Source organism: Vibrio sp. ED002 (assembly GCF_023277445.1).
GTDB classification, from domain to species: domain Bacteria; phylum Pseudomonadota; class Gammaproteobacteria; order Enterobacterales; family Vibrionaceae; genus Vibrio; species Vibrio jasicida.
This window is the reverse complement of record NZ_CP080238.1, coordinates 1,859,852-1,884,641: the sequence shown is the minus strand read 5'-3', so window position 1 is coordinate 1,884,641 and position 24,790 is coordinate 1,859,852. Positions and strand designations below refer to the sequence as shown.

Annotated in this window: 22 protein-coding genes; 17 read left to right on the top strand and 5 right to left on the bottom strand. The window is 45.2% G+C overall.

Features of this window, described 5'->3' with window-relative positions; translation table 11 throughout:
* Nucleotides 1-89 precede the first annotated feature (89 nt).
* From ITG12_RS08705 to ITG12_RS08695, 3 genes are all read left to right on the top strand, one after another.
* Nucleotides 90-1,526 (top strand): sodium:alanine symporter family protein, encoded by a 1,437-nt coding sequence (locus ITG12_RS08705; RefSeq protein WP_038876224.1) that lies wholly within the window; start codon nucleotides 90-92, stop codon nucleotides 1,524-1,526.
* Between the two features lie 108 nt (nucleotides 1,527-1,634).
* Nucleotides 1,635-2,411: a peroxide stress protein YaaA gene (gene yaaA / locus ITG12_RS08700; RefSeq protein WP_038876225.1), complete on the top strand. Its 777-nt coding sequence runs from the start codon at nucleotides 1,635-1,637 to the stop codon at nucleotides 2,409-2,411.
* Between the two features lie 202 nt (nucleotides 2,412-2,613).
* A complete protein-coding gene (locus tag ITG12_RS08695; protein ID WP_038876226.1) occupies nucleotides 2,614-3,249 on the top strand; it encodes an alternative oxidase in 636 nt (211 codons plus the stop codon).
* Nucleotides 3,250-3,309: 60 nt separating this feature from the next.
* Here ITG12_RS08695 and srmB read toward each other — a convergent pair whose 3' ends face one another.
* Nucleotides 3,310-4,533 carry an ATP-dependent RNA helicase SrmB gene (gene srmB / locus ITG12_RS08690; protein ID WP_038876227.1) on the bottom strand — a complete coding sequence of 408 codons (1,224 nt, stop codon included), beginning with the start codon at nucleotides 4,531-4,533 and terminating at the stop codon, nucleotides 3,310-3,312.
* Between the two features lie 107 nt (nucleotides 4,534-4,640).
* Nucleotides 4,641-5,360, bottom strand: coding sequence for a tRNA1(Val) (adenine(37)-N6)-methyltransferase (locus ITG12_RS08685; protein ID WP_038876229.1), 720 nt, complete (start codon nucleotides 5,358-5,360; stop codon nucleotides 4,641-4,643).
* Between the two features lie 329 nt (nucleotides 5,361-5,689).
* On the opposite strand from ITG12_RS08685, the gene brnQ reads away from it, so the two are divergent.
* Entirely contained in the window at nucleotides 5,690-7,003 is a 1,314-nt protein-coding gene (gene brnQ / locus ITG12_RS08680) for a branched-chain amino acid transport system II carrier protein (RefSeq protein ID WP_248872967.1), read from the top strand.
* An 87-nt stretch (nucleotides 7,004-7,090) separates the two neighbouring features.
* Here brnQ and fldB read toward each other — a convergent pair whose 3' ends face one another.
* Complete coding sequence (fldB, locus tag ITG12_RS08675) at nucleotides 7,091-7,609, bottom strand: flavodoxin FldB (protein ID WP_038876231.1); 519 nt, start codon at nucleotides 7,607-7,609, stop codon at nucleotides 7,091-7,093.
* A gap of 158 nt (nucleotides 7,610-7,767) precedes the next feature.
* Between fldB and xerD the strand changes: the two genes are divergently transcribed.
* From xerD to ITG12_RS08640, 7 genes are all read left to right on the top strand, one after another.
* The gene (gene xerD / locus ITG12_RS08670; protein WP_038876233.1) at nucleotides 7,768-8,685 is read left to right on the top strand and encodes a site-specific tyrosine recombinase XerD; all 918 of its coding nucleotides are present in this window, start codon (nucleotides 7,768-7,770) and stop codon (nucleotides 8,683-8,685) included.
* A gap of 61 nt (nucleotides 8,686-8,746) precedes the next feature.
* A complete protein-coding gene (gene dsbC, locus ITG12_RS08665) occupies nucleotides 8,747-9,535 on the top strand; it encodes a bifunctional protein-disulfide isomerase/oxidoreductase DsbC (RefSeq protein ID WP_038876235.1) in 789 nt (262 codons plus the stop codon).
* A 46-nt stretch (nucleotides 9,536-9,581) separates the two neighbouring features.
* The gene (recJ, locus tag ITG12_RS08660) at nucleotides 9,582-11,321 is read left to right on the top strand and encodes a single-stranded-DNA-specific exonuclease RecJ (RefSeq protein WP_038876237.1); all 1,740 of its coding nucleotides are present in this window, start codon (nucleotides 9,582-9,584) and stop codon (nucleotides 11,319-11,321) included.
* 173 nt (nucleotides 11,322-11,494) lie between these two features.
* Nucleotides 11,495-12,593, top strand: a protein-coding gene (gene prfB / locus ITG12_RS08655; RefSeq protein ID WP_096030938.1) for a peptide chain release factor 2 whose coding sequence is annotated in 2 segments (ribosomal slippage) — nucleotides 11,495-11,569 and nucleotides 11,571-12,593 — 1,098 coding nt in all. Because the reading frame shifts where the segments join, the coding sequence is not laid out codon by codon here.
* Between the two features lie 35 nt (nucleotides 12,594-12,628).
* Entirely contained in the window at nucleotides 12,629-14,161 is a 1,533-nt protein-coding gene (gene lysS, locus ITG12_RS08650; RefSeq protein ID WP_038866372.1) for a lysine--tRNA ligase, read from the top strand.
* A gap of 245 nt (nucleotides 14,162-14,406) precedes the next feature.
* Entirely contained in the window at nucleotides 14,407-15,741 is a 1,335-nt protein-coding gene (vpsR, locus tag ITG12_RS08645; protein WP_038866373.1) for a cyclic-di-GMP-binding transcriptional regulator VpsR, read from the top strand.
* Between the two features lie 508 nt (nucleotides 15,742-16,249).
* Nucleotides 16,250-16,501 carry a hypothetical protein gene (locus ITG12_RS08640; RefSeq protein ID WP_038866374.1) on the top strand — a complete coding sequence of 84 codons (252 nt, stop codon included), beginning with the start codon at nucleotides 16,250-16,252 and terminating at the stop codon, nucleotides 16,499-16,501.
* A 124-nt stretch (nucleotides 16,502-16,625) separates the two neighbouring features.
* Here the strand turns inward: ITG12_RS08640 and ITG12_RS08635 are convergent, their stop codons facing one another.
* A complete protein-coding gene (locus tag ITG12_RS08635; protein WP_038876239.1) occupies nucleotides 16,626-17,660 on the bottom strand; it encodes an NADP(H)-dependent aldo-keto reductase in 1,035 nt (344 codons plus the stop codon).
* A gap of 154 nt (nucleotides 17,661-17,814) precedes the next feature.
* Between ITG12_RS08635 and ITG12_RS08630 the strand changes: the two genes are divergently transcribed.
* Nucleotides 17,815-18,126, top strand: coding sequence for a DUF6482 family protein (locus tag ITG12_RS08630; protein ID WP_038866376.1), 312 nt, complete (start codon nucleotides 17,815-17,817; stop codon nucleotides 18,124-18,126).
* On the opposite strand, the gene mutH is transcribed toward ITG12_RS08630, so the two are convergent.
* A complete protein-coding gene (mutH, locus tag ITG12_RS08625) occupies nucleotides 18,127-18,807 on the bottom strand; it encodes a DNA mismatch repair endonuclease MutH (protein WP_038876241.1) in 681 nt (226 codons plus the stop codon).
* A 617-nt stretch (nucleotides 18,808-19,424) separates the two neighbouring features.
* Here mutH and rppH point away from each other — a divergent pair.
* Genes rppH through ITG12_RS08600 form a run of 5 tightly spaced genes read left to right on the top strand, consistent with a single transcriptional unit; the run spans nucleotide 19,425 to nucleotide 24,719 of the window.
* Nucleotides 19,425-19,943 (top strand): RNA pyrophosphohydrolase, encoded by a 519-nt coding sequence (gene rppH, locus ITG12_RS08620; RefSeq protein ID WP_005434895.1) that lies wholly within the window; start codon nucleotides 19,425-19,427, stop codon nucleotides 19,941-19,943.
* 9 nt (nucleotides 19,944-19,952) lie between these two features.
* Nucleotides 19,953-22,199, top strand: a complete 2,247-nt coding sequence (ptsP, locus tag ITG12_RS08615; RefSeq protein WP_038876242.1) for a phosphoenolpyruvate--protein phosphotransferase — start codon at nucleotides 19,953-19,955, stop codon at nucleotides 22,197-22,199.
* A 6-nt stretch (nucleotides 22,200-22,205) separates the two neighbouring features.
* On the top strand, nucleotides 22,206-22,997 hold the full coding sequence (locus ITG12_RS08610) for a sulfite exporter TauE/SafE family protein (RefSeq protein ID WP_038876243.1): 792 nt from the start codon (nucleotides 22,206-22,208) through the stop codon (nucleotides 22,995-22,997).
* Nucleotides 22,998-23,036: 39 nt separating this feature from the next.
* Complete coding sequence (gene lgt / locus ITG12_RS08605) at nucleotides 23,037-23,858, top strand: prolipoprotein diacylglyceryl transferase (protein ID WP_038866385.1); 822 nt, start codon at nucleotides 23,037-23,039, stop codon at nucleotides 23,856-23,858.
* Nucleotides 23,859-23,867: 9 nt separating this feature from the next.
* A complete protein-coding gene (locus ITG12_RS08600; RefSeq protein WP_005434888.1) occupies nucleotides 23,868-24,719 on the top strand; it encodes a thymidylate synthase in 852 nt (283 codons plus the stop codon).
* Nucleotides 24,720-24,790 lie beyond the last annotated feature (71 nt).

The window sequence follows — 24,790 nt, the reverse complement described above, 5'->3', positions numbered from 1 at the left end:
TCAAAAAGCTAAGCAGACTTTGACACTTAGCATGCAATCTGGTGGATGGCTCGGAAGCAAAGACTGGCGCAACTCACTTTGAGGTACACATGACAGACTTAATCAATTTGATGAACGACCTCCTTTGGGGCTCGATTCTTGTTTATCTTCTTGTTGGTGTAGGAATCTACTTCACCGTTCGATTGGGATTCATTCAATTCCGCCATTTCGGCCACATGTTCTCTGTTCTAAAGAACAGTCGTAAAGCAGACAAAGCTGGTATCTCTTCTTTCCAAGCGCTTTGTACTAGTCTTGCTGCACGTGTTGGTACGGGTAACATGGCGGGTGTTGCAGTTGCACTGACTGCGGGTGGCCCTGGTGCAATCTTCTGGATGTGGTTGATTGCGATGCTTGGTATGGCGACGTCGTTTGCAGAAAGCACACTGGCGCAGCTATACAAAACCAAAGATGATGATGGCAACTACCGCGGTGGTCCTGCTTACTACATGGAAAAAGGCTTGGGCATGCGCTGGATGGGCGTGTTGTTCTCAATTTTCCTAATCATCGCTTTTGGTTTGGTATTTAACGCCGTTCAAGCAAACTCTATCGCGAATGCAATGAGCAATGCATTTGGTTGGGATGACCTTTACGTAGGTATCGCAGTTGTTGCTTTGTCCGCTATCGTTATTTTTGGTGGTATTAAGCGTATCGCGAAAGTTGCTGAGTTAGTTGTTCCTGTAATGGCTCTGGCTTACCTCGTTCTTGCGATGTTCGTGATGCTTTCTAACTTAGAGAAACTACCAGACGTTCTAATGCTTATCTTCAAGAGCGCATTCGGCCTGCAAGAAGCAGCTGCTGGTGGTCTTGGTTATGCCATCGCACAAGCGATGATCAACGGTATCAAACGTGGTCTATTCTCGAACGAAGCGGGTATGGGTTCTGCGCCAAACGCGGCAGCATCAGCAACGCCTTACCCACCACACCCAGCATCTCAAGGTTATGTACAGATGCTAGGCGTGTTCATGGATACAATCGTTATCTGTTCGGCGACAGTTGCTATCATCCTGATGTCAGGTGAGTACGTAGGTCAAGCAACAGAAGTGACGGGTATTGAGCTAACTCAGCGTGCATTGAGCTCGCAAGTGGGTGATTGGGGCGGCATCTTTGTTGCGGTTGCGATCTTCTTCTTCGCATTCACCTCAATCATTGCTAACTACTCGTACGCTGAAACAAACCTAATCTTCCTAGAGCATAACCACAAAGCGGGTCTAGGCATCTTCCGTATCGTTGTACTAGGTATGGTTATGTTTGGTGCGTTAGCTTCTCTGCCTGTGGTTTGGTCGCTTGCTGACGTCTCTATGGGGCTGATGGCGATTGTGAACTTGGTGGCGATCATCTTGCTATCTGGCATCGTGATTAAACTGGCGAAAGACTACAACCGCCAGTTGAGTGAAGGTAAAGTGCCAACGTTTGATCCGAATGACTTCCCTGAGCTGAAATCTCAGCTAGAGGAAGGTATTTGGGACAACAACAAGAAGGCAGACTAAGTCGCTTAATCATTGTTGAAAGCTATCAACACGATTCAAAAAGCCATGCAGACAATGCATGGCTTTTTTTGTACCCTAATGGAAAACAAAATTAGGGAAGTTAAAGTCATGCTTATCGTCGTTTCTCCAGCTAAAACGCTTGATTACGAGTCTCCACTTGCAACCGAGAAGTTTACTCAACCAGACTTGGTTAGCTATTCAAAAGAGCTGATCGAGGTATGCCGTAAATTAACACCTGCCGATGTTTCGTCACTGATGAAAGTGAGCGACAAAATCGCTGACTTGAACGTCGGTCGTTTCCAAGAGTGGAGTGAAACCTTCACGACAGATAACGCTCGCCAAGCGATTTTAGCGTTTAAGGGTGATGTGTATACAGGTCTTGAAGCGGAAACTCTTTCAGATACCGATTTCGATTACGCTCAAGGTCATCTACGTATGCTGTCTGGCCTTTACGGTCTGCTTAAGCCGCTTGATTTGATGCAGCCATACCGTCTTGAGATGGGCACTAAGCTAGCAAACGAAAAGGGCACTAACCTCTACCAGTTCTGGGGTAATGTCATTACCGATAAGCTGAATGAAGCGATTGCTGCGCAAGGCGACAACGTGCTGATCAATCTTGCATCGAACGAATACTTCAAAGCGGTGAAGCCAAAGAACTTGGATGCTCAAGTGATCACACCAATCTTCAAAGATTGTAAGAATGGTCAATACAAGGTGATCAGCTTCTACGCGAAGAAAGCGCGCGGCATGATGGCTCGCTACATCATTGAAAACCGTATCGAAAGCGTTGCTGACCTCACTAAGTTTGATGTTGCGGGTTACTACTTCGTTGAAGAAGAGTCGACGCCAACTGACTTGGTGTTTAAGCGCGAAGAGCAAAACTGATTGAAGTAAGTGAATCGCGAGTTGATGACTCAGCGAAATAAAGTACGCCAAAAAGCCGGATAGTTATCCGGCTTTTTTATGTCTGTTAAACCTGATCTAAATCGGACTTTATTACATAAAAATTTTATTCATTAAAAAATAGTTGAGTGTGAAGGTTTAAAGTTGTATTTTGAATGCAACTTTAAGATAAAGGAGTTCTCCTATGTCAGACTTCAAGCTCACACACAAAAAAGCCTCTAAGTTATCGGAGTACATTGCACTACGTATTACCAAGTTGCTGAAATTCACTCTGAACATCTTTTATGGCAAGAAATACGCGAAGCGCGCTGTGATTCTCGAAACAATCGCCGCTGTGCCAGGTATGGTGGCTGGGATGTTCAATCACTTGAAAGCGCTGCGCCGAATGAAAGACGATGAAGGCTGGATCCGAGAACTCCTTGATGAGGCCGAAAACGAGCGCATGCACCTAATGATTTTCCTCGACATTGCCAAACCAAGTTTGGTTGAGCGTTTATTGGTGTTGCTGGGACAAGGTGTTTTCATTGTTGTGTACAGTTTCATCTATCTGCTTTCTTCTAAAATTGCTCACCGTGTTGTGGGTTACTTCGAAGAAGAAGCGTGTAATAGCTACACTGAGTACCTAGAGAAAATTGATAGCGGGGAAGTGGAGAATGTACCAGCTCCGACTCTGGCGATTGACTACTACAAGCTGCCTGCTGATGCGATGCTAAGAGACGTGATTTTGCGTATTCGAGAAGATGAAGCGGAGCACCGTGATCGCAACCATGGCTTCGCTGATGCCTATGAAGATAAAACTCTTCCAGCTCATCAATTATAGATGAAAAACAAAAAGAGCCGCGATTGCGGCTCTTTTAGATTTGGAATCAATCAGACGTGATTACTTCTTCTTAGCGGTTTTCTTTTTCGCTACTTTCTTCTTGTCGTCTTTTTTCTTTTTCTTCTTAAACACTGGTTTTTTGTGTTTAGGGCGCATCTCTTTGATGAAACGCTCTTTGATGTCTTCTTTTACGTAACGTGCAACACGATCCATCATTGGCTGGTCGTGCGCTTCTACGATAGAGATAGCGTTACCTTTTTTACCTGCACGCGCGGTACGGCCAATACGGTGAAGGTATACGTCAGCTGTGCGAGGCATGTCATAGTTGACAACGTGTGATACGTCTGGAAGGTCGATACCACGAGCAGCAACGTCAGTGGCAAGTAGTACGTTCACAGCACCTTCACGAAAGCGTGTAATGGCATTGTTACGACGATCTTGCGGCATTTCACCTTGGATCCATGAACAAGGAATTTGCGCACTTTCTAATTGGCCACGCAACTCAGCTAGACGCTCACGAGTCTTCAAGAACACAATTGTGCGTTCTGCTTGCTCTGTGATGATGTGTTTTAACAGTTCTAGCTTATGTTCTGCTGTGTCGGCACGGTGATACCACTGAGCAATTTTTTTGCGCTCACGCAATGGTGATTTTGCATCGATCTCTGCTGGCTCGTTAAGTAGGTCTGCTGTGAAGCCTTCTACGCCTTTACCTTCTAGTGTTGCGGAGAACAGAAGGGTTTGCTTACGCCAGCGACATTCGTTTGATAGACGGTCTACCGTTGGTGCGAAGCCCATGTCTAGCATGCGGTCTGCTTCATCCAGCACTAACCATTCAATGGCACGACAGTCAAAGCGCTCTGCATCAATGTACTCACGTAGACGACCCGGTGTAGCTACGACGATGTCTTGCGTTGTTGCAAGAATATCGGCGTGCTCTTGGTACTGAACACCACCAGTGATGGTGAAGATATTCAATTTTGTGTTCTTTGCAAGCGCACGCGCTTGATCTGCAATTTGCATAGCAAGTTCACGTGTTGGCGTCAGGATCAGGATACGAGCAGGTCCAGGCTTGCGACGAGGGAAGTCTTGCAGGTATTGCAACGCAGGCAGTACGAATGCTGCCGTTTTACCTGTGCCAGTTGGTGCTGACGCTAGAATGTCACGACCATCCAACGCTTGTGGAATCGCCTCAGCCTGAATTTTAGTTGGGCGTTCGTAGCCCATCTCTTCGATGGCTTCAAGTAGGTTTGGGTCTAGATCAAGTTCAGCAAAGGTTCTGATCACAATGAGTTCTCCACAAGCAAAGCTTGGTTAATGGTTCGCCGCAGCAGCATAGAATATAAAAAGGTCGCACATTATAAAGTGATTGGTGACAAGGATCACATGTTATTTCACATCTTAAGATAAAACTCGTGAGTTAGACGGATAAATTCTTCGTCATAACCCTGATTTGAGTGGATGGTCAATTGTGATTCTTCGGTGTCGCAGACCTTTTTCGATAACTCAAATAGTACACGATGCACCGCTTTTTTCTGTGATGGTTGCACGTAGCATAGACGTGATACATACCAGTTTTGTGTTTTCGCCATGACAATAAACTGCTCACCTTCGGTGATTGGCAGAACAAAACTGGCTTTGCCGTCTTCTTCAAGTAAGTCATAGCAACACGCTAATAACGCGCGATGTTGCAATGTGTCGGTATGTCGGGCGGTGGCGCGCTGAGCCTGCTTTGATTGCTCACCATTATTGAAGTAGGGCGGATTACAAATGATGTGCTGAAAACGTTGCGTTGGTTCAAACGTTAATACATCGGTGTGCAAAACGGTTAATCGGTCAGCCCAAGGTGAATGCGTAAAGTTGGTCTGGGCGGCTTCTACTGCGGTTGATTCGATGTCCACCGCGGTGATCATCGAGCCTGAAAAGCGTTGTGCGCACATTAGAGCCAACAGACCCGTACCAGTACCAATGTCCAGAATATTGCACTGCGATGGACACTTTGTCCAAGCGCCCAGCATCACGCCATCGGTACTGACAGGCATGCCACTTTCACCACCATCGATGGAAAATTGCTTAAACTTGAAGCCTTTAGTCTTGAATGTATCGCTCTTCATGATTGTTTTATATTTACTCAATAATAGAGTTAAATGCTCTATTGTTTCTAAATTGTATAGTTTGTTATCTTGTTGGTTATTAATTTGTATTGCTTTTTGATCAAGATAAAGAACTGGTCATGAATGTCAGTGTAGTGATATCCACTGCTTTTGAGTTTGCAAACTAAATTAATATGGTGTTTTTTTCTTAAAGGTTGCCAAATGATGGGTCTTTCGTCATTATGCGGCGGAAAATTTATAGATTGAACCACAGGTACTCATTTTATTTGGGTATACAAAAAGTGGTCGATGCATACACAACATTCATCAATTCAGAAAAAGGGTTATCTGTGAAGCAGACGTTAAAACTAACAGATATTATCGCAGTAGGCTTTATGCTATTTGCGTTCTTTTTGGGTGCTGGCAACATCATCTTTCCACCTCTAGCGGGTCAGCTAGCCGGTGATCATTTGATGCCAGCAATGTTTGGTTTCTTGCTAACAGCGGTAGGTCTACCTCTTATTACTATCGTTGCTATTGCTGTTGCAGGTGGTTCTTGGGATCATCTAACGCAAGACCTTCCTAAGAAAGCAGCAGTACTTATGGCTGCGCTTATCTTCATCATTATCGGTCCTGCATTTGCAGCGCCGCGTACTGGTCTCGTGGCTTACGAAATGGCAATCAAGCCTTTCTTCGTTGACGCGACACAAGCACACCTTACGTCATTCTCTATCCTGTTTTTTGCAGTAGCGATGCTATTTGCTTGGTTCCAAGGTCGTCTGATTGACTTGATCGGTAAAGTGTTAACGCCAGTTTTGTTCCTTGGCCTTATCGTACTTGCTATTGCGGTATTCGTTGATCCGCAAGGTGAGATGATGGGTGCGCATGGTGAGTACTTAACGCAGCCACTAACCAAAGGTTTCCTTGAAGGTTACAACACCATGGATACGTTCGCTTCGCTGATGTTCGGTATGCTAATGGTGGATGCACTGCGCAATAAAGGCATCACTGAGCGTGCTGCAACGACGAAATACCTAATTTGCGCAGGTTGTATTGCAGCAGCAGGTCTGGCGTTCGTATACATCTCATTGTTCTACCTAGGTGCGACGAGTGCAACTATCGCAGCTGGTGCAGACAACGGTGGTGCAGTACTAAGCCAATACGTTCAGGCACTATTTGGTCCTTACGGTCAGATTGTTCTTTCAATCATTGTATTATTGGCGTGTTTGACGACGGCGATCGGCCTTATCTCTGCATGTTCAGACTTCTTCAGCTCTAAGACGAAACTGACTTACAAGCAATGGGTTATCATTAACGGTGCCGCTTGTGCACTGATTGCGAACGTAGGTCTATCACAGCTGATTTCGTTGTCAGTTCCTGTATTGTTTGCGCTGTACCCAGTAGCAGTCGCATTGGTTGCGCTAACGTTTGTACGTAGCAAGCTACCAAACCCGCGAGTAGCATACCGCTCTGTGTTGCTAGTATCATTATTGTTTGCATTGATTGATGCTGCGAAAGTAGCAGGTCTAGACGTTTCCGCATTCAACATGCTACCACTGTTCGAAGTGGGCATGGGTTGGGTTCTACCAACGTTTGCAGCAATTGTCTGCATGTTCTTTGTTGCTAAATCTTCTCAACCTGAGTTGACTGAAGAAGCGGCATAACTGCTGACTCGCAAGATTAAAAAAGCCCGGTGAAGTGATTCACCGGGCTTTTTATTTGTCTGTCGTTTTATCAGGGTTTATGCGGACTTATAGCGTGTCGTGAAACTCAACCAACACTTGCTCACACCATTTCTCGATGCGTTCGTCACTCAATTCGTACTGGGAATCTTCATCTAATGCCAAGCCAACAAATTGACTACCATCTTCTGTTAAAGCTTTTGATGCCTCGAACTCATAACCTTCATTTGGCCAGTAACCGATAAACTGCGCCCCCGTTGCTTTGAGCTCGTCATGAAGTAGGCCCATCGCATCAAGGTACCATTCGCCGTAGCCTTCTTGGTCACCCAAGCCAAACAGTGCAACTACTTTGTCTTTTAGAGGTGTGGTTGCAATGTCTTCCCAAATAGCACTCCAATCTTCTTGGATTTCACCGAAGTCCCAAGTAGAGATACCAATCAGCAATAAATCGTAGTCTGCCATCAGTGACAACGGTGTCTCTTTCACGTTGTGAATATCGACAAGGTCTGCGCCAATGATGTTGCGAATTTTCTCTGCTGCCATTTCGGTGTAGCAGGTTGTTGAGCCGTAAAAGAGTCCGATTTTCATTATATTCGTCGTTTTTTGTGTTGCTGTTGTGGCAGATTCTAACCATAAATTGAAGAAGATTGCAGCGAATATCCCGAGGGAGATGATTTTTTTATGGTATTGGCTTGGCTGTTGCCTTACTCTCAATACTGTAAATATAAACAGATAAGGACGCGTTCATGACGGCACAACAGCCTGTCAATCAACAAGATTTTGGTCTTGTTGAACAATTCTTAGATGCAATGTGGATGGAGCGTGGTTTATCAGAGAACACACTAGCTTCTTACCGAAATGACTTAATGAAGCTGCTCGTGTGGATGGAGCAACATCGCTACCGCCTCGATTTTATCAGCTTGTCAGGTTTGCAAGAGTACCAGAGTTACCTTGTTGATTTGGATTACAAGCAAACGTCCCGCGCGCGTATGTTGTCGGCGATTCGTCGTTTATTTCAATACATTCATCGTGAAAAAGTACGCGCGGATGATCCAAGTGCGTTACTGGTGAGTCCAAAGCTGCCTCAACGCCTACCAAAAGACATCAGTGAAGAACAAGTGGATGCTTTGCTTGAAGCGCCAGACCCGAATGACCCAGTAGAACTGCGTGATAAAGCCATGCTAGAGCTGCTCTATGCGACGGGGTTGCGTGTGACAGAGTTGGTCAGTCTGACAATGGAAAACGTCAGTTTGCGCCAAGGAGTAGTGCGTGTGACGGGTAAAGGTGGTAAAGAACGTCTTGTACCTATGGGGGAGAACGCCGTCGATTGGATTGAAACTTTTATCCAGCAAGGTCGGTCTGCTCTATTGGGAGAGACTACGTCAGATGTGGTATTCCCAAGTAAACGTGCCAGACAAATGACCCGTCAAACCTTCTGGCATCGTATCAAGTACTATGCTGTGATTGCGGGTATTGATACTGACCAATTGTCGCCACACGTTTTACGTCATGCATTTGCAACGCATTTATTGAACTATGGCGCAGATCTCAGGGTCGTACAGATGCTGTTGGGGCATAGTGACTTATCGACCACGCAAATTTATACTCACGTGGCGACTGAGCGATTGAAACAGATCCACAGTCAACACCACCCAAGAGCATAATGATGGTTTGTTTCATCCATTGTCTCATTGGATGAAAGGATTTTATTTTAAGGTGAATTTAATGAGCGTATTACGCCGACTAACTCTGCTGACTTTACCGTTTTTCGTTACCGCTTGTGGTGCTGAAGAAAGTCAGGCAAAAACGGAAACTCCTGCACAACAAGTCGCACCAGCGGCAAAACAGAACTTTGATGAGGCAGCGCTAAAAGCGAAGTTCTCTAAATTGGGCGTATCTATTCTTGATATCAAACCATCAGACGTTGCTGGATTATTAGAAATTCAAACTAATGGTGGTGTGCTGTTCGCATCAAACGATGGTAATCACTTTATTGCCGGTACGCTTTACGCCATCGATGATAACGGTGGTTACAAAGACGTAATTGCTGAGCGTCAAGCACCTCTAAACGCAGAGAAAATTGCCAAGTTTTCAGATAGCGTGATCGAGTACAAAGCGGACAATGAAAAGTACGTAGTGACGGTCTTTACTGACATCACTTGTGGTTACTGCGTGCGTCTGCACAGTCAAATGCAAGGTTACAACGATCTGGGTATTACCGTGCGTTACATGGCTTACCCTCGCCAAGGTGCAACAGGTCCTGTCGCTGAGCAAATGGCAACCGTTTGGTGTGCTGAAGATCCTAAAGCAGCAATGCACAACGCAAAAGTTGATCGTTCATTTGGTAACCCAGCGAAAGATCTTAAGCAATGTAAAGAAACGATTAAAGCGCATTACGATCTAGGTCGTGAGCTTGGTATTTCTGGTACGCCAGCTATTTTCCTACCAAACGGTGAGCTAGTTGGTGGTTACTTACCACCAGCAGAACTGCTAAAACGTTTAGAGCAACAATAATCCTTTAAGGAGCAGAGTCAGCGGTATTCGCTGGCTCTTTTCAAACATGATAGAAATTCAACGACGTCCCGAACCGGACCTTTCTCTTCTTCCTGATTCTATTCCTGCGATTCTCAAACGTATCTACATTAACCGTGGTATCACGGATGTGGCGCAGTTAGAGACATCTGCTCGTGGTTTACATTCTTACCAACAACTTGGCGGTATCGATAAAGCGGTCGAGCTTTTATTCCAAGCGATCGAAGAGAAAAAACGCATTATTGTCGTAGGTGACTTTGACGCTGATGGCGCTACTAGCTCGGCTCTGTCGGTACTCGCATTGCGTATGCTTGGTAGCAACAACGTCGACTACTTAGTGCCGAACCGCTTTGAAGATGGCTATGGTCTGAGCCCTGAAGTAGTGGACCAAGCCTTAGAACTCGGCGCTGAAATGATCATGACGGTCGACAATGGTGTGTCGTCGATTGAAGGTGTTCGCTATGCCAAAGAAAATGGCATAACGGTACTGGTCACCGATCACCACTTACCGGGGCAAGTGCTACCGAATGTCGATGCAATGGTTAACCCGAACCTCGACAGCTGTGCTTTTCCATCGAAAGCGTTAGCAGGGGTTGGTGTTGCTTTCTATCTGATGATGGCACTTTGCGTGTACATGCGTAAACAGAATTGGTTTGCACTACAAGGTATGCAAGAACCAAAGCTTATGGAGTTGATTGACCTTGTTGCGCTTGGCACCGTCGCTGACGTTGTTCCACTCGACGAGAACAACCGCATTCTTGTACACCAAGGCTTGCAGCGCATCCGTGCAGGTAAAGCACGTCCTGGTATTCAAGCGTTGATCGAAGTGGCGAAGCGCGATGCGCGTCGTTTGGTTGCGTCTGATTTTGGTTTCGCCTTGGGGCCACGTATTAACGCCGCCGGCCGTCTTGATGACATGTCATTCGGTGTTGAACTACTGATGAGCAATAACATCCACGCTGCGCGCCGCATGGCAAGTGAATTGGACGGGCTTAACCAAACTCGTAAAGAGATTGAAGAGGGCATGAAACAAGAAGCGATGGCTTTCTGTGAGCGTCTTCAGTTTGGTGAAAACAGTGAACTGCCATACGGCTTGGCACTTTTCCAACGTGATTGGCACCAAGGTGTGATTGGTATTCTGGCTTCACGTATTAAAGAGAAGTTCCACCGTCCTGTTATTGCTTTTGCTGATGGCGGAGAAGGGACGATCAAAGGTTCTTGTCGTTCGATTCCTGGCTTACACATGCGTGATGCGTTGGACTTTATCGATACGCAAAACCCAGGTTTGATCATCAAATTTGGTGGTCACGCGATGGCGGCAGGTTTAACCATCAAAGAGCAAGACTTTGAGCGTTTTTGTCGTCTATTCGATGATGTTGTGAAAAAAGAACTTGATGAAGCGGCGCTAAAAGGCGTGATCATGTCTGATGGTGAGCTCAAGCCAGAAGAATTTTCTATGCACATTGCGGAGCAACTGCGCTCAGGTGGTCCATTTGGTCAGGCTTTCCCAGAACCTATCTTTGATGGCGAGTTTAAAGTATTACATCAAAAGCTGGTGGGAGAAAAACACCTTAAGCTAATGTTAGAGCCACTGCATAAAGGTCACCCAACGAATGTGATGATCGATGGTATTGCCTTCAATGTTGATTTGCGTCGTTGGCCAGATGCCTCGGTCAAAACGGTACGTCTCGCGTATAAGTTGGATGTGAATGAGTTTCGTGGTAATCAATCATTGCAATTGATGATTGACTACATCGAAGCCAAGTAAAGTCAGGTTTTACACTTTATATAGAGTACGGTTGCCTTTAAGTGGGGCAAAAATTTTATGACCGTGCTCTCTCTAATTGCAATCTGATTTCCCAGCCGAAATTTTCCTGTATCTCCGTCACATTTTTGAGTAGAATTTCTCGGTTAAATTCTATTCTAAAATGTTGAGCAAACATGTTTGAAATCAATCCAATTAAAAACCGTCTTCAGGACGTGTCTGAGCGCACGAATGTCCTGAGGGGGTATCTTTGACTATGACGCAAAGAAAGAGCGTCTAGAAGAAGTCAACGCAGAACTTGAACAACCAGATGTATGGAACGAGCCAGAGCGTGCGCAAGCACTAGGTAAAGAACGTGCATCTCTAGAAGCGGTTGTTGAAACTATCGTTCAACTAGAACAAGGTGTAGAAGACGTTGATGGTCTTCTAGAGCTTGCGGTTGAAGAAGAAGATCAAGAAACGTTTGACGAAATCGAACCAGAACTTGCTGAGTTGGAACAGAAGCTAGAACAGCTTGAATTCCGTCGTATGTTCTCTGGCGACCACGACAGCTCTGATTGCTACATTGACTTGCAAGCAGGCTCAGGTGGTACCGAGGCACAAGACTGGACCAACATGATGCTACGTATGTACCTGCGTTGGGCTGAAGCAAAAGGCTTCAAGGCAGAGGTTATCGAAGTATCTGAAGGTGAAGTTGCCGGCCTTAAAGGCGCGACAGTTAAGATTTCTGGTGAGTACGCTTACGGTTGGCTACGTACGGAAACAGGTGTTCACCGCCTAGTACGTAAATCGCCATTCGATTCAGGCGGCCGTCGTCATACGTCATTTGCTTCTGCGTTCATCTACCCTGAGATTGATGAAAACATTGCTATCGACATTAACCCTTCTGACCTACGTATCGATGTTTACCGAGCGTCAGGTGCAGGTGGTCAGCACGTCAACACGACTGAATCTGCGGTACGTATTACACACGTTCCAACGAACACCGTTGTGCAATGTCAGAATGACCGTTCTCAACATAAGAACAAAGATCAGGCAATGAAACAGCTTCGAGCGAAGCTATTTGAGCTTGAATTGCAAAAGCAAAACGCGGAAAAACAAGCTAATGAAGACGCTAAGTCTGACATTGGCTGGGGTAGCCAGATCCGTTCTTACGTATTGGATGACTCACGCATTAAAGACCTCCGTACGGGCGTTGAAAACCGCAATACTCAAGCGGTTCTTGATGGCGATCTGGACAAATTTATTGAAGCTAGCCTGAAATCAGGTCTATAAAGCTTTTCACCGACAAAAAACAGGATACATCGAAAATGACTGATGCTGTTCAAAACGAAACTGTACAAGAAGCCTCTGCACAAGAAGAGAACAAGCTAATTGCTGAACGCCGCGCTAAACTGGATGCAATCCGAAAGAGCTGCAAAGCGAACGGCCATCCAAACGACTTCCGTCGTGACGCACTAGCGGGCGACCTTCAGAAAGAGTTCGGTGAAAAGACGAAGGAAGAGCTAGAAGAGCTTAACCACGTAGTAGCAATTGCTGGCCGTATCATGGCTAAACGTGGTCCATTCTTGGTAATTCAAGAAACTTCTGGCCGTATCCAAGCTTACGCTGACAAAGCGGTACAAAAAGTACTGAAAGACCAATACCAAGGCCTAGATATCGGTGACATCATCGGTGTGAAAGGTGCACTTCACAAGTCTGGTAAAGGTGACCTATACGTGAACATGGAAGAGTACGAGTTGCTAACCAAAGCACTACGTCCACTTCCAGAGAAGTTTCACGGTCTAACTGACCAAGAGATGCGTTACCGTCAACGTTACGTTGACCTAATCGTTAACGAAGATTCTCGTCAAGCGTTCGTAGTACGTTCTAAAGTAATGTCTGCAATCCGTAACTTCATGATCTCTAAACAGTTCATGGAAGTTGAAACGCCAATGATGCACGTTATCCCTGGCGGTGCGAGTGCGCGTCCATTCATCACGCACCACAACGCACTAGACATGCCAATGTACCTACGTATTGCGCCAGAGCTATACCTGAAGCGTCTAGTCGTTGGTGGTTTCGATCGCGTATTTGAAATCAACCGTAACTTCCGTAACGAAGGTCTTTCTCCACGTCACAACCCTGAATTCACAATGATGGAATTCTACATGGCGTACGCTGACTACAAAGATCTGATGGACCTAACTGAAGAACTACTAAGCTCTATCGCACTAGAAGTTCTAGGTTCAACATCAATGCCTTACGGTGAAGATACAGTAGAGTTCGGTGGCACTTACACTCGCATGAGCATGTTCGAAGCAATCAAGCACTACAACCCAGATCACGCGCAAATCCAAGCGCTAACAGAAGAAGACATTCAAAACCGTGACCTAATGGTTTCTATCGCGAAATCTGTTCACGTTGAAGTGGAATCTTTCTGGACATGTGGTCAGCTTCTAGAAGAGATCTTCGGCGAAACTGCAGAACCTAAGCTAATGCAGCCAACGTTCATCACTGGTTACCCAGCGGATATCTCTCCACTGGCTCGTCGTAGCGATGACAACCCATTCTTCACAGACCGCTTTGAATTCTTCATCGGTGGCCGTGAAGTTGCGAACGGCTTCTCAGAGCTTAACGATGCAGAAGACCAAGATGCGCGCTTTAAAGCACAGGTTGAAGCGAAAGAATCTGGTGATGATGAAGCAATGTTCTACGATGCAGACTACATTACTGCTCTAGAGCACGGCCTACCACCAACAGCAGGTCAAGGTATCGGTATCGACCGTCTAGTTATGCTATTGACTAACACGCACACAATCCGTGACGTGATCCTATTCCCAGCGATGCGCCCACAAGCGTAATCTCCTCGCTGAGCCATAAAAAACCACCTTCGGGTGGTTTTTTTGTATCTTTAATTTGAACAAATTCAACTATTTGCATTTGAGGTCGGATAGGAGTAGTAAATAAGTATTCGCGAAATCTCAATCTGTTGCATAGTCTTAATATTGAGACAGACTTCGTCAGGCGTAGTCTCGATAATGTTACCCGTTCGCAAAGTTGGGTTTGTGGCGCGAAATTTCAATCAACAATCAATAAGGGTTAGAGAATGGCTGGGCAGTTTAAGATGGATTCCATTCCGGGATCGCTAGTCGTAGTTGGCGGTACTTATGAACCTTGGTTATCAGTACTAGAACAAGTGGGATGGAAGTGTCACCAAGTGGGTGACTTACGTAAAGCCAACACATTGTTAGAAGATATTGGACCATGCATCGGTATAGTTGACCTCAGCCATGATGAGTTCAGTCTTAATGGTTTAGCGAACTTAGTGAGTTCTCATAAACACGTTCGTTGGTTGGCGTTCATCCGCGAATCTCAACTTGGTACTGACACCATCTGCCAGTTCATCGTGAACTTCTGTATCGACTTCTTTACTGCACCAATCCCAGATGCGCAGCTATTGAGCACGATTGGTCACCAATTGGGTATGCTTAAGCTTGAAAAGAAAGTTTGGCCAAGTTTTGGTAACAGTTTAGATATGGGGTTGATTGGTGAGTCAATTCCAATGAAGCGCCTGCGTGACCAAGTTAAGCGTATCGGTCCAACAGACGTGAGTATTCTTATTTACGGTGAAAGCGGCACGGGTAAAGAGGCTGTCGCTCGTGCAATTCACAAAGTGTCGTCACGTTCACATAAGCCGTTCCTATCGATTAACTGTCGTGCACTTAACGAGCAACGTTTCCAAGCCGAAGTATTTGGGATTGAGGCGGAAGAAGAGATGGGACCAAGCCTGCTAGAGCAAGCTGATGGCGGCACCGTTTTATTCAATGACATTCTAACCATCTCAAAAGAGCAACAGATGAACCTGCTACGCTTCCTGCAAGAAGGGACGATTGAAACACGTGATGGCGCGAAGAACGTCAATGTACGGGTTCTTGCCGCTAACTCGTCTGATGTAGAGAAAGCACTCATTGACGGAGACTTCAATGAAGAGCTTTACCACTACATTAATGTACTGCGTATCAACGTACCAAGCTTGAAAGAGCGCGCAAGTGACATCGCTTTGTTGGCGCGTTTCTACCTGCAGGAGTTCTCTAAAGAGTACAACTCACAGGCGAAGAGCTTTTCTGAAGATGCTTTGAAGGCTCTGACACGTTATTTCTGGCCAGGTAATGTCCGTGAGTTGATGAACCAAGTGAAACGCGCTGTACTGATGTCTGACAGCGTCATGATTGAAGAGCATCACCTAGACCTACCTCAACGCAATGACTCAAAGCGCAGCTTGAAATCGATTCGTGAGAAGAGTGAACGAGATGCGTTGCTGGTGGTATTAGAGTCGCATTCTGGTCAAGTATCGAATGCCGCAAAAGAGCTTGGTGTGTCACGTGCGACCATGTATCGATTACTGAACAAACACAACTTGATTACAGAGCAGACGGTATAAACCCTCTATCTGACAGCAAGATAAAAGGAGCGCAATGACGCTCCTTTTTTGTGCGCAAATTCTAAATATTTATAAAACTCGAGTTTTTATATATTCCTTAGTTGAATATGTTATTCAAAAAACCATATGCAACCTTATTTTAGGCTAATGGTTTGTTTTTAAGCAAAAACACAAAAATGGTTTGATAAATATCCTCTGTTGCTTACAATTCAACCGTAACTCAATGAGTTATACCACATCAATCACGGATTAATTTTTAGCTAGGAGGCGCAAGATGAAACATTACGTTGTTAACACCACTGCTTGCGCTGATCGTATGTCTGATGTTCGCTCAACCTTTGAAGCGATCAAACAAGATACTACTGGCTCATTAGATTAAATTAATCCGTAACCTACCTCTTATTACTAGGCTGCGGAAAAGTAGCGGCTTAGTCTCAACAGAGTCTTTCTGTTTAATTAGTCCACTATTTTTCCCTGTCGATTATTTATCGCTATTTGGAGAAAAATTATGCGTCACTCTATCTATTTGAAACTGGCCACTGTGCTTTTAAAAGCCGATCTCAAACGTGAAGAAAAGCAATGGCAACGTATGGTCCGCCGTAATGCTCATCAAATCCCTTGGACAAATGAGCACTTGTTAAAAGACATTGGCTTAGATAAAGAAGGTCGTTCAAACCATGTCAGTGTGCCTGATGCTGTCAAAGTTGAACGCCGAGTTCGTCATCTACGTCGTGTTTTAACTGCGCGAATACCAACGTAATCAATAACCCAAGTGGAGCTCTCAATCATATCTATTCGGTTCAACTTGGGTTTAATTCGCCAATGCAAAGAGGCTGACCATTGTGGTCAGCCTCTTTGTTTTTAGTCTATTGGGAAGTGAAATACTATGGGCATGGGTTCGAGTAAGTCGTACCAATCGCTTGGATATCATTTAGCAACGCTTCACTTAGGTGAACATCGATACTGTCGATATTGGATTTGAGCTGTTCTAGGTTAGTAGCGCCAATGATATTTGAACCCACAAACGGGCGCTGATTGACGAAGGCAAGCGCCATTTGCGCAGGATCTAATCCATGGTCTCTCGCTAGGTTGACGTATGCTTCTGTCGCTTTAACACCTTGTGGTGTGAAGTAGCGAGCGAAGCGTTCCCAAACCGTGCAACGCGCACCTTCTGGTTTTGCTCCGTTGAGGTATTTACCGCTCAAACAACCAAATGCTAGTGGTGAATAAGCCAGTAGCTGAACGCCTTCGTAGTGGCTTATTTCAGACAAACCAACTTCGAAACTGCGATTAAGTAAGTTATATGGATTTTGGATTGAAACGATTCTTGGTAAGTCATGCTTTTCTGCCAAACGCAGCAGTGACATCACCCCCCACGGCGTTTCATTCGATACGCCGATATAACGCACTTTCCCAGCCTTAACTAGTTCAGTGAGCGCTTCCAACGTTTCAATCAGCGTGACTTCTTCTTGTTTGTCTGGGTAAGGATAGTTGAGTTGACCAAAGCAATTGGTTTGACGTTGCGGCCAGTGCAGCTGGTACAGATCAACATAATCGGTTTGTAGGCGTTTAAGGCTGTCATCAATCGCAGTATGAATATGGCGACGGTTAAGGCTCATGTTTTCACGAATGTATGGGACGTTGCGCGGACCAGCTACTTTAGTTGCTAAAACCACTTTCTCACGTTTACCACTTTTCGCTAACCAATTGCCAATGTACTGCTCGGTGAGTCCTTGTGTCTCTGCTTTCGGTGGTACGGGATACATCTCGGCAGTATCGATGAAGTTCACCCCATGATCGAGGGCAAAGTCGAGCTGTTGAAAAGCTTCTTGTTCGGTATTTTGCTCACCAAACGTCATAGTGCCAAGGCAGATCTTACTGATCTCGAGTGATGAGTGCGGTAGTTTTGTATATTGCATTTCACATCCTTGAAGAGTTACCGACTGAATAAGTTATTCCAATATAGGGGATTTTTAGTTGCTGTCGCAAATGATTTAAGTTTCGTTATGTAGTTAACTCGAAAGTTATCAATACGGTAACTAGACTTAAAGGATCTTGTAAAGGAGGTGCAATATGCAGAAGCATCAACTCGACATGTGGTTGCATGGCTATCACAAAGACTCCTATAAAACGCCTAAGGTCTTTGTGATTGGTTGTTCTGATGTCTCTGATTACCTATTAGCAGTGGAGTACAAACACCAACTTGAACCGATCAAAGACGGTGAAGATCCGATTCATTTCGGCTCATTGGATCTGGTGAAAGAAGAACTGCTGAGGTTGGGGATAGATAAAGCTTATTTGAGGCTGCACAATGCTTACGATGAGTTTGGCAGTGAAGGTACAGCCTCGTACTGTGATATTGAGTTGTCACTCGTGACGCACTGATCATTCTGATTGGGCGTTGATGTAGTGTTTCAATAATATCTGTTCGGTGAATTGTGTCCTAAGGTAGAAACCACGGGGCAGGGTTTTTATCGGTTTACCATTTGAGCTGTAAGCTTCAGTTAGTGCTTTTGCGTTTGCTGCTTTAGGTCGCAAGTGAAGCGCTTCTCCATGTCTGGCGGAAATTTGATCAAACTTACCCAACACGATCAATTCCATCAGTTCTTCCCAATCATTTTTTAGAATTAACTCTTCTTCTTGATCGGGTGACCATATCAATGGGCTACCAACTCTTCGCTCTGCCAAAGGAATCTCGCGCTCGCCCTCTACAGGTACCCACAGTACTCGTGACAGTTTGTTGCGAACGTGACTGGTTTCCCACGTGAGTCCCTGAACCCCAGTCAATGGAGCGACAGAGACAAACGTTGTCTCTAATGGTCGACCTGAATAACTGATCGGAATGCTTTTTAGTTCGATCCCAAGCTTGGCAAAGTCTTGTTGCGGTTTGCTTCCTGCTGGCGCACCTAAATGCCATTCCAGTAATTGCCCAACCCAGCCTTTATCGCGTTTTAAGTTTTCAGGAACAGCCATTCCTGCCTCTTCGGCAAGCTCTGTAAAGCTTAAGCCCGCAATATCATGTGCGCGCTCCATCAGTTCAGCTTCGGATTGTGGTTCTGGTTTCATAACGGCAATGTGATGAGGGAAAACGTTAGTCTACCAAATTTCATCAAAATCGACTGTCCAAGATTTCACCGAGCTGGATTAAGAATGATCAATTCATAACTTATCCACAGATTAGAAAGCCACCAATAGGATCTCCATGTGGGCTGGATGAATAAACAGGGGTTTAAAGGTGGATTGAGACTTGATTTTATTGAGATGTCATGAAGTCCTACCTGTTCAATGTGGATAAATAACCGATTGAGCGATCTTTGACCGATCTGTATTTGGTGAAAAGATCATCAGGAAAATAAAGATCGTTAAATCGCCATTTTTGGGTTTTATGTTTTTATAATCAATGTCTTATGTTTATTTTGTTTGTGGTTGGAAAATATTGCTTGTAATGGTTTTGAACAAAAATCTTTATTGATAATGATTTCTTCACAAAGTTATTCACAGAAAAGGTGAATAAATGTGGGCTATGTCTCAATCTTGTGTTGATAAAATAATGTCTGTCTAAAAGATATCCAAAAAAGGCCAAAAGGTAATAAATCTTGCTCATATCACATCAGTAAGTTTGCTAGTAATGGGGATATGTGGAAAAATCACGGTAATAAAAAATTATTCATAGAGGTTAGCCGGTGATAGATGGCGATGGTTACCGACTTAATGTTGGTATTGTGATCTGTAATAACCATGGTCAGGTCTTCTGGGCTAAACGATACGGGCAACACTCATGGCAATTTCCACAAGGTGGGATTGACGAAGGTGAAACACCTGAACAAGCCATGTTCAGGGAGTTATATGAAGAAGTCGGTCTGACGAAAAAAGACGTTAAGATCATCGCAACAAGTCGTCATTGGTTAAGATATAAGCTACCAAAGCGATTGGTGCGTTGGGACTCCAAGCCTGTTTGTATCGGCCAAAAACAGAAATGGTTTCTGCTGCGATTAGAATGCGATGAATCCCGCATCAATATGCAGCGTGGGAAATCCCCTGAATTTGATGGTTGGCGCTGGGTAAGCTACTGGTATCCAGTTAGGCAAGTTGTTTCTTTTAAGCGAGACGTTTATCGTCGTGCGATGAAAGAGTTTGCATCTTTAGCCATGCCTTTTCGAGAGCGTAAGACGAAAGGGAAAAGAAAAAAGCAACGTAGATAGAGGATCAACATGCTCAGTCAGCTAAGGGAAATAGTTGAGAAAGTCTCCAGAGTCGATGATGTGCATCTGGCACTGGATATATTGGTTAAAGAGACTTGCGCAGCCCTATGCACTGAGTGTTGTACTATTTATCTAGCTAATGATGAAATGCAGCGCCTTGAGTTAATGGCAACTCAAGGCCTTATTTTTGAAGGCGATAGTATTCATATCAACTTCAACGAAGGCTTGGTCGGTTTAGTCAAACGCAGTGCGGAACCCCTAAACTTAGCTGAGGCTTCAACCCATCCTGATTTTAAATTCTTCCCTCAACTCGGTGAGCAGGTTTACCACTCCTTTCTAGGTACGCCGATCATTCATCGTAAACAAGTGCTCGGTGTTCTGGTTATCCAGCAGAAAACCCCACGCTTGTTTAGTGAAATGGAAGAGTCTTTCCTTGTGACCTTATCTGCGCAGCTTGCTGTGTTGATTGCGCATGCGCAAAACTTAGGTCACTGGCAACTCGCTTCCAAGCCGACTGTTATCAAGGGGCTTCCAGCTTCGACTGGTGTCGCTATCGGTGAGTTCTGGTTTGATAATACTCAACCTAATTTAAGTGATGTTTTCCCTGCCTCTGCCTTAGATAAAGAAAGGGAACATGAACTTTTGGCGGTTGCTGTGGAAAGAGCGTTGAATGATTTTCGCCGTATGCGTAAGAAGTTTGACAGCGAAATCAATAAAGACGCGTTAGCTATTTTTGACCTCTTTACCCACTTACTCAACGATCCAATGTTGCGTGGTGATCTTAAGAAGCAGATCGAAAAAGGCGACCGAGCGGATTGGGCATTGCGACAAGTCGTCGAAACCTACTCAAACCGCTTCGCGCGTATGTCAGACGTTTATCTACGTGAACGTGCTCAAGACATTCGCGAGCTTGGGCAACGCTTGCTTTACTTTTTACATAATAGTGAGCAAGAGCATGCCTCGATTGATCGCCCAGTGGTTTTAGTTGCCAATGAACTCACGGCGACGCTACTTGCTTCAATACCAAAACAGCACTTACTTGCCGTTGTTTCGCTGGAAGGTGCGGCGAACTCCCATGCTGCGATTCTATCTCGTGCGCTGGGTGTACCTGCCATTATGGGCGCAAACATTAATACTCGCGCGGTAAACGGCAAGAAGGGCATTGTCGATGGCTACACTGGCGAGATCTATTTAGAACCGAACCGTCAATTGCTGCGTGAATATCGCAGCTTAGTGAGTGAAGAATCTGAATTGTTCGCGATGGTGAACAAAGATCTTGCACTGCCTGCGATCACACAAGATGACCATCCGATTGAAGTCATGCTCAACGCGGGCTTGAGTGCGGATAGCAATATCGCCATCAACTCTGGTGTGGATGGCGTGGGTTTGTACCGTACTGAAATCGCTTTTTTACTTAAGCATCACTTTCCATCGGAAGATGAGCAGTATCATCAGTATCAAGCAATCCTCAATAGCTATCCAAATCAACGAGTCGTAATGCGTACGCTGGATATCGGTGGTGATAAACCGTTACCGTATCTTCCGATTGAAGAAGATAATCCGTTTTTGGGTTGGCGAGGTATTCGTTTTACGTTGGATCACCCTGATATCTTTTTGATCCAGTTGCGTGCGATGCTTAGGGCGAGTGCGGAAAGTGGTAATCTAAGCATCTTACTACCGATGGTTTCTGGTATTAAAGAGCTGGATGATGCTATTACGCTGATTAACCAAGCTTACAGCGAAGTCGTGTTATTGGATGACCGCATTCAAGCGCCGAAGGTTGGGGTAATGATTGAAGTGCCATCAATGGTGTACTTATTGCCTGCGATAGCCCATCGTGTTGACTTCGTTTCTGTTGGTACTAACGATTTAACTCAATATTTGTTGGCGGTCGATCGGAACAATTCTCGTGTTGCGGATGTCTATGAATCCATGCATCCGGCAGTACTGCTGGCGTTGAAGCAAATTCATGATGTTTGCCATCAATATCAGGTTCCGGTCTGTATCTGTGGTGAGCTCGCAGGCGACCCATTTGGTGCCCTTTTACTGTTGGGCTTAGGTTACGACAGTTTGAGTATGAACACCTCTAACGTGGCTAAGGTGAAGTATTTGATTCGCCATAGCCAGCAAAAAGAATTAGAAAAACTCGTCGAAAAAGCCATGTCATGCTCTTATGGGCAAGAAATCCATCAAATGATGCATGATTTCTTTATTCAACAAGGTTTTGCCGGCTTTATTCGTGCAGGTAAGAAGTAGGTAATTGTGACCATCTCTTTATTTATATTATTGCTCGCGCTAGGCGCTTTCGTTGGCGTGATGGCAGGACTCTTAGGCATCGGAGGCGGGCTGATAGTTGTACCGGCATTACTGTATCTTCTTCCTTTAGCTGGCATTTCTCCTGAAATGAGTATGCACATGGCACTTGCTACTTCCTTGGCGAGTATCATCGTGACCTCCGGTTCGTCGGCGATGAATCACCTTAAACTGGGTAACGTCGATATGTTCGTCGTGAAATGGCTGATGCCTGGTGTGGTTATCGGTGGTTTTGTTGGTGCCAATATCGCCGAATGGATCCCTACACACTATTTACCGAAAGTCTTTGGTGTGATTGTGTTGTGTCTAGCGGTACAGATGTTTCGTTCAATTAAAACGAAAAGCGAGAAGCCCATGCCGAGTAGTCCGGTCACTATGATTTACGGAACGGGAATTGGTGTGGTATCAAGTCTTGCAGGTATTGGCGGTGGTTCACTGTCGGTCCCTTTCTTGAACAAACATGGTATTGAAATGCGTAAAGCGGTTGGCTCCTCTTCGGTGTGCGGCTGCGTGATCGCCATCTCAGGCATGATTGGATTCATCTTACATGGCTACAAAGTAGAAGGATTACCTGACTACAGTGTAGGTTATGTGTACCTTCCAGCTTTGTTAGCAATCGCCATGACGTCGATGCTCACGACTAAAGTTGGCGCAAAACTGGCTTCTACCCTTCCAACTGCGGTATTGAAGAAAATATTTGCCGTATTCTTGATGTTTGTTGCAGCGACCATGCTGCTGTAAAGTCCACCTGTTTTATTAGTAATAAGAAGAGAATGAGTTATGTCTCAGGGATACTTTGAATTTCCCAATATTGATCCGGTTTTAGTCTCTATTGGTCCTGTTTCTGTTCGTTGGTACGGTTTGATGTACCTTGTCGGCTTCATGTTCGCACTTTGGCTGGCAAACCGCCGCGCAGATAAGCCGGGTAGTGGTTGGACACGTGAGCAAGTTTCTGACTTGTTGTTTGCGGGTTTCCTTGGGGTAGTGATTGGTGGTCGTGTTGGCTACGTGATTTTCTACAACTTCGATTTATTCTTAGCGGACCCTCTGTACCTATTTAAAGTTTGGACCGGCGGCATGTCGTTCCACGGTGGTTTAATGGGCGTGATTACTGCCATGTTCTGGTACGCGCACAAGAATGGTCGAACTTTCTTTGGCGTGGCAGACTTTGTGGCTCCGCTTGTACCATTTGGTCTTGGTATGGGCCGTATGGGTAACTTTATGAACAGTGAGCTTTGGGGCCGCGTGACAGACGTACCATGGGCGATTATCTTCCCGAATGGTGGACCGCTCCCACGTCATCCATCTCAGCTTTATGAGATGTTCCTAGAGGGTATCGTACTGTTCTTAATCTTGAACTGGTTTATTAAAAAGCCTCGTCCTTTGGGTGCGGTATCAGGGCTATTTTTAGCTGGATATGGTACATTCCGTTTCCTAGTTGAGTTTGTCCGTGAGCCGGATGCACAGCTTGGTTTATTTGGTGGCTATATTTCGATGGGGCAAATCCTATCTTCACCAATGATCATTCTAGGTGTGCTTATGATGGTTTGGGCGTACAAACGTGGTCTTTACCAAGACAAAGTCCAAGCAGAAACGAAGTAAGGAATTGGTGTGAAACAGTATTTAGATTTGTGTCAGCGTATCGTTGACCAAGGCACTTGGGTTGAAAACGAACGCACAGGCAAACGCTGCCTAACGGTGATCAACGCAGACTTGACCTACGATGTTGCCAACAACCAATTCCCATTAGTAACGACACGTAAGAGCTTTTGGAAAGCGGCAGTTGCTGAGCTACTTGGTTATATCCGTGGCTACGACAACGCTGAAGACTTCCGTAAGTTAGGTACGAAAACATGGGATGCGAACGCAAACCTAAATGAAGCATGGCTGAACAACCCATTCCGCAAGGGTGAAGATGACATGGGACGTGTATACGGCGTTCAAGGTCGTTCATGGGCGAAGCCAGATGGCGGTCATATCGACCAGCTGCGTAAGATTGTGGATGATTTAACGCGCGGTGTTGATGACCGTGGTGAAATCCTAAACTTCTACAACCCTGGTGAGTTCCATATGGGGTGTTTGCGCCCATGTATGTACAGCCACCACTTCTCACTGTTAGGTGACACACTGTACCTAAACAGCACGCAGCGCTCTTGTGACGTTCCGCTTGGGCTGAACTTCAATATGGTTCAAGTATATGTGTTCTTGGCAATCATGGCGCAAATTACAGGTAAGAAACCTGGTCAGGCTTATCATAAGATTGTTAATGCACACATCTACGAAGATCAGCTTGCGCCAATGCGTGACATCCAGTTGAAGCGTGAACCTCTGAAAGCTGCAACCTTCCACATCAATCCAGAAATCAAATCTCTAGAAGATTTGGAAACATGGGTAACTCTTGATGACTTCTGGGTAGAAGGTTACGAGCACCACGATCCAATTCAGTACCCGTTCTCAGTTTAACGAGTATATTGAGTTTCTAAGCCGCCTTTATGGGCGGCTTTTTTATATCCGAAGGGTGGCGGACAGGCTTC

What these genes read in the sequence shown, in the direction of transcription:
- ITG12_RS08705 (WP_038876224.1), top strand. Translation starts at nt 90, where the DNA reads ATGACAGACTTAATCAATTTGATGAACGACCTCCTTTGGGGCTCGATT.
- yaaA (WP_038876225.1), top strand. Translation starts at nt 1,635, where the DNA reads ATGCTTATCGTCGTTTCTCCAGCTAAAACGCTTGATTACGAGTCTCCA.
- ITG12_RS08695 (WP_038876226.1), top strand. Translation starts at nt 2,614, where the DNA reads ATGTCAGACTTCAAGCTCACACACAAAAAAGCCTCTAAGTTATCGGAG.
- ITG12_RS08685 (WP_038876229.1), bottom strand. Translation starts at nt 5,360, where the DNA reads ATGAAGAGCGATACATTCAAGACTAAAGGCTTCAAGTTTAAGCAATTT.
- fldB (WP_038876231.1), bottom strand. Translation starts at nt 7,609, where the DNA reads ATGAAAATCGGACTCTTTTACGGCTCAACAACCTGCTACACCGAAATG.
- xerD (WP_038876233.1), top strand. Translation starts at nt 7,768, where the DNA reads ATGACGGCACAACAGCCTGTCAATCAACAAGATTTTGGTCTTGTTGAA.
- dsbC (WP_038876235.1), top strand. Translation starts at nt 8,747, where the DNA reads ATGAGCGTATTACGCCGACTAACTCTGCTGACTTTACCGTTTTTCGTT.
- recJ (WP_038876237.1), top strand. Translation starts at nt 9,582, where the DNA reads ATGATAGAAATTCAACGACGTCCCGAACCGGACCTTTCTCTTCTTCCT.
- lysS (WP_038866372.1), top strand. Translation starts at nt 12,629, where the DNA reads ATGACTGATGCTGTTCAAAACGAAACTGTACAAGAAGCCTCTGCACAA.
- vpsR (WP_038866373.1), top strand. Translation starts at nt 14,407, where the DNA reads ATGGCTGGGCAGTTTAAGATGGATTCCATTCCGGGATCGCTAGTCGTA.
- ITG12_RS08640 (WP_038866374.1), top strand. Translation starts at nt 16,250, where the DNA reads ATGCGTCACTCTATCTATTTGAAACTGGCCACTGTGCTTTTAAAAGCC.
- ITG12_RS08635 (WP_038876239.1), bottom strand. Translation starts at nt 17,660, where the DNA reads ATGCAATATACAAAACTACCGCACTCATCACTCGAGATCAGTAAGATC.
- ITG12_RS08630 (WP_038866376.1), top strand. Translation starts at nt 17,815, where the DNA reads ATGCAGAAGCATCAACTCGACATGTGGTTGCATGGCTATCACAAAGAC.
- mutH (WP_038876241.1), bottom strand. Translation starts at nt 18,807, where the DNA reads ATGAAACCAGAACCACAATCCGAAGCTGAACTGATGGAGCGCGCACAT.
- ptsP (WP_038876242.1), top strand. Translation starts at nt 19,953, where the DNA reads ATGCTCAGTCAGCTAAGGGAAATAGTTGAGAAAGTCTCCAGAGTCGAT.
- lgt (WP_038866385.1), top strand. Translation starts at nt 23,037, where the DNA reads ATGTCTCAGGGATACTTTGAATTTCCCAATATTGATCCGGTTTTAGTC.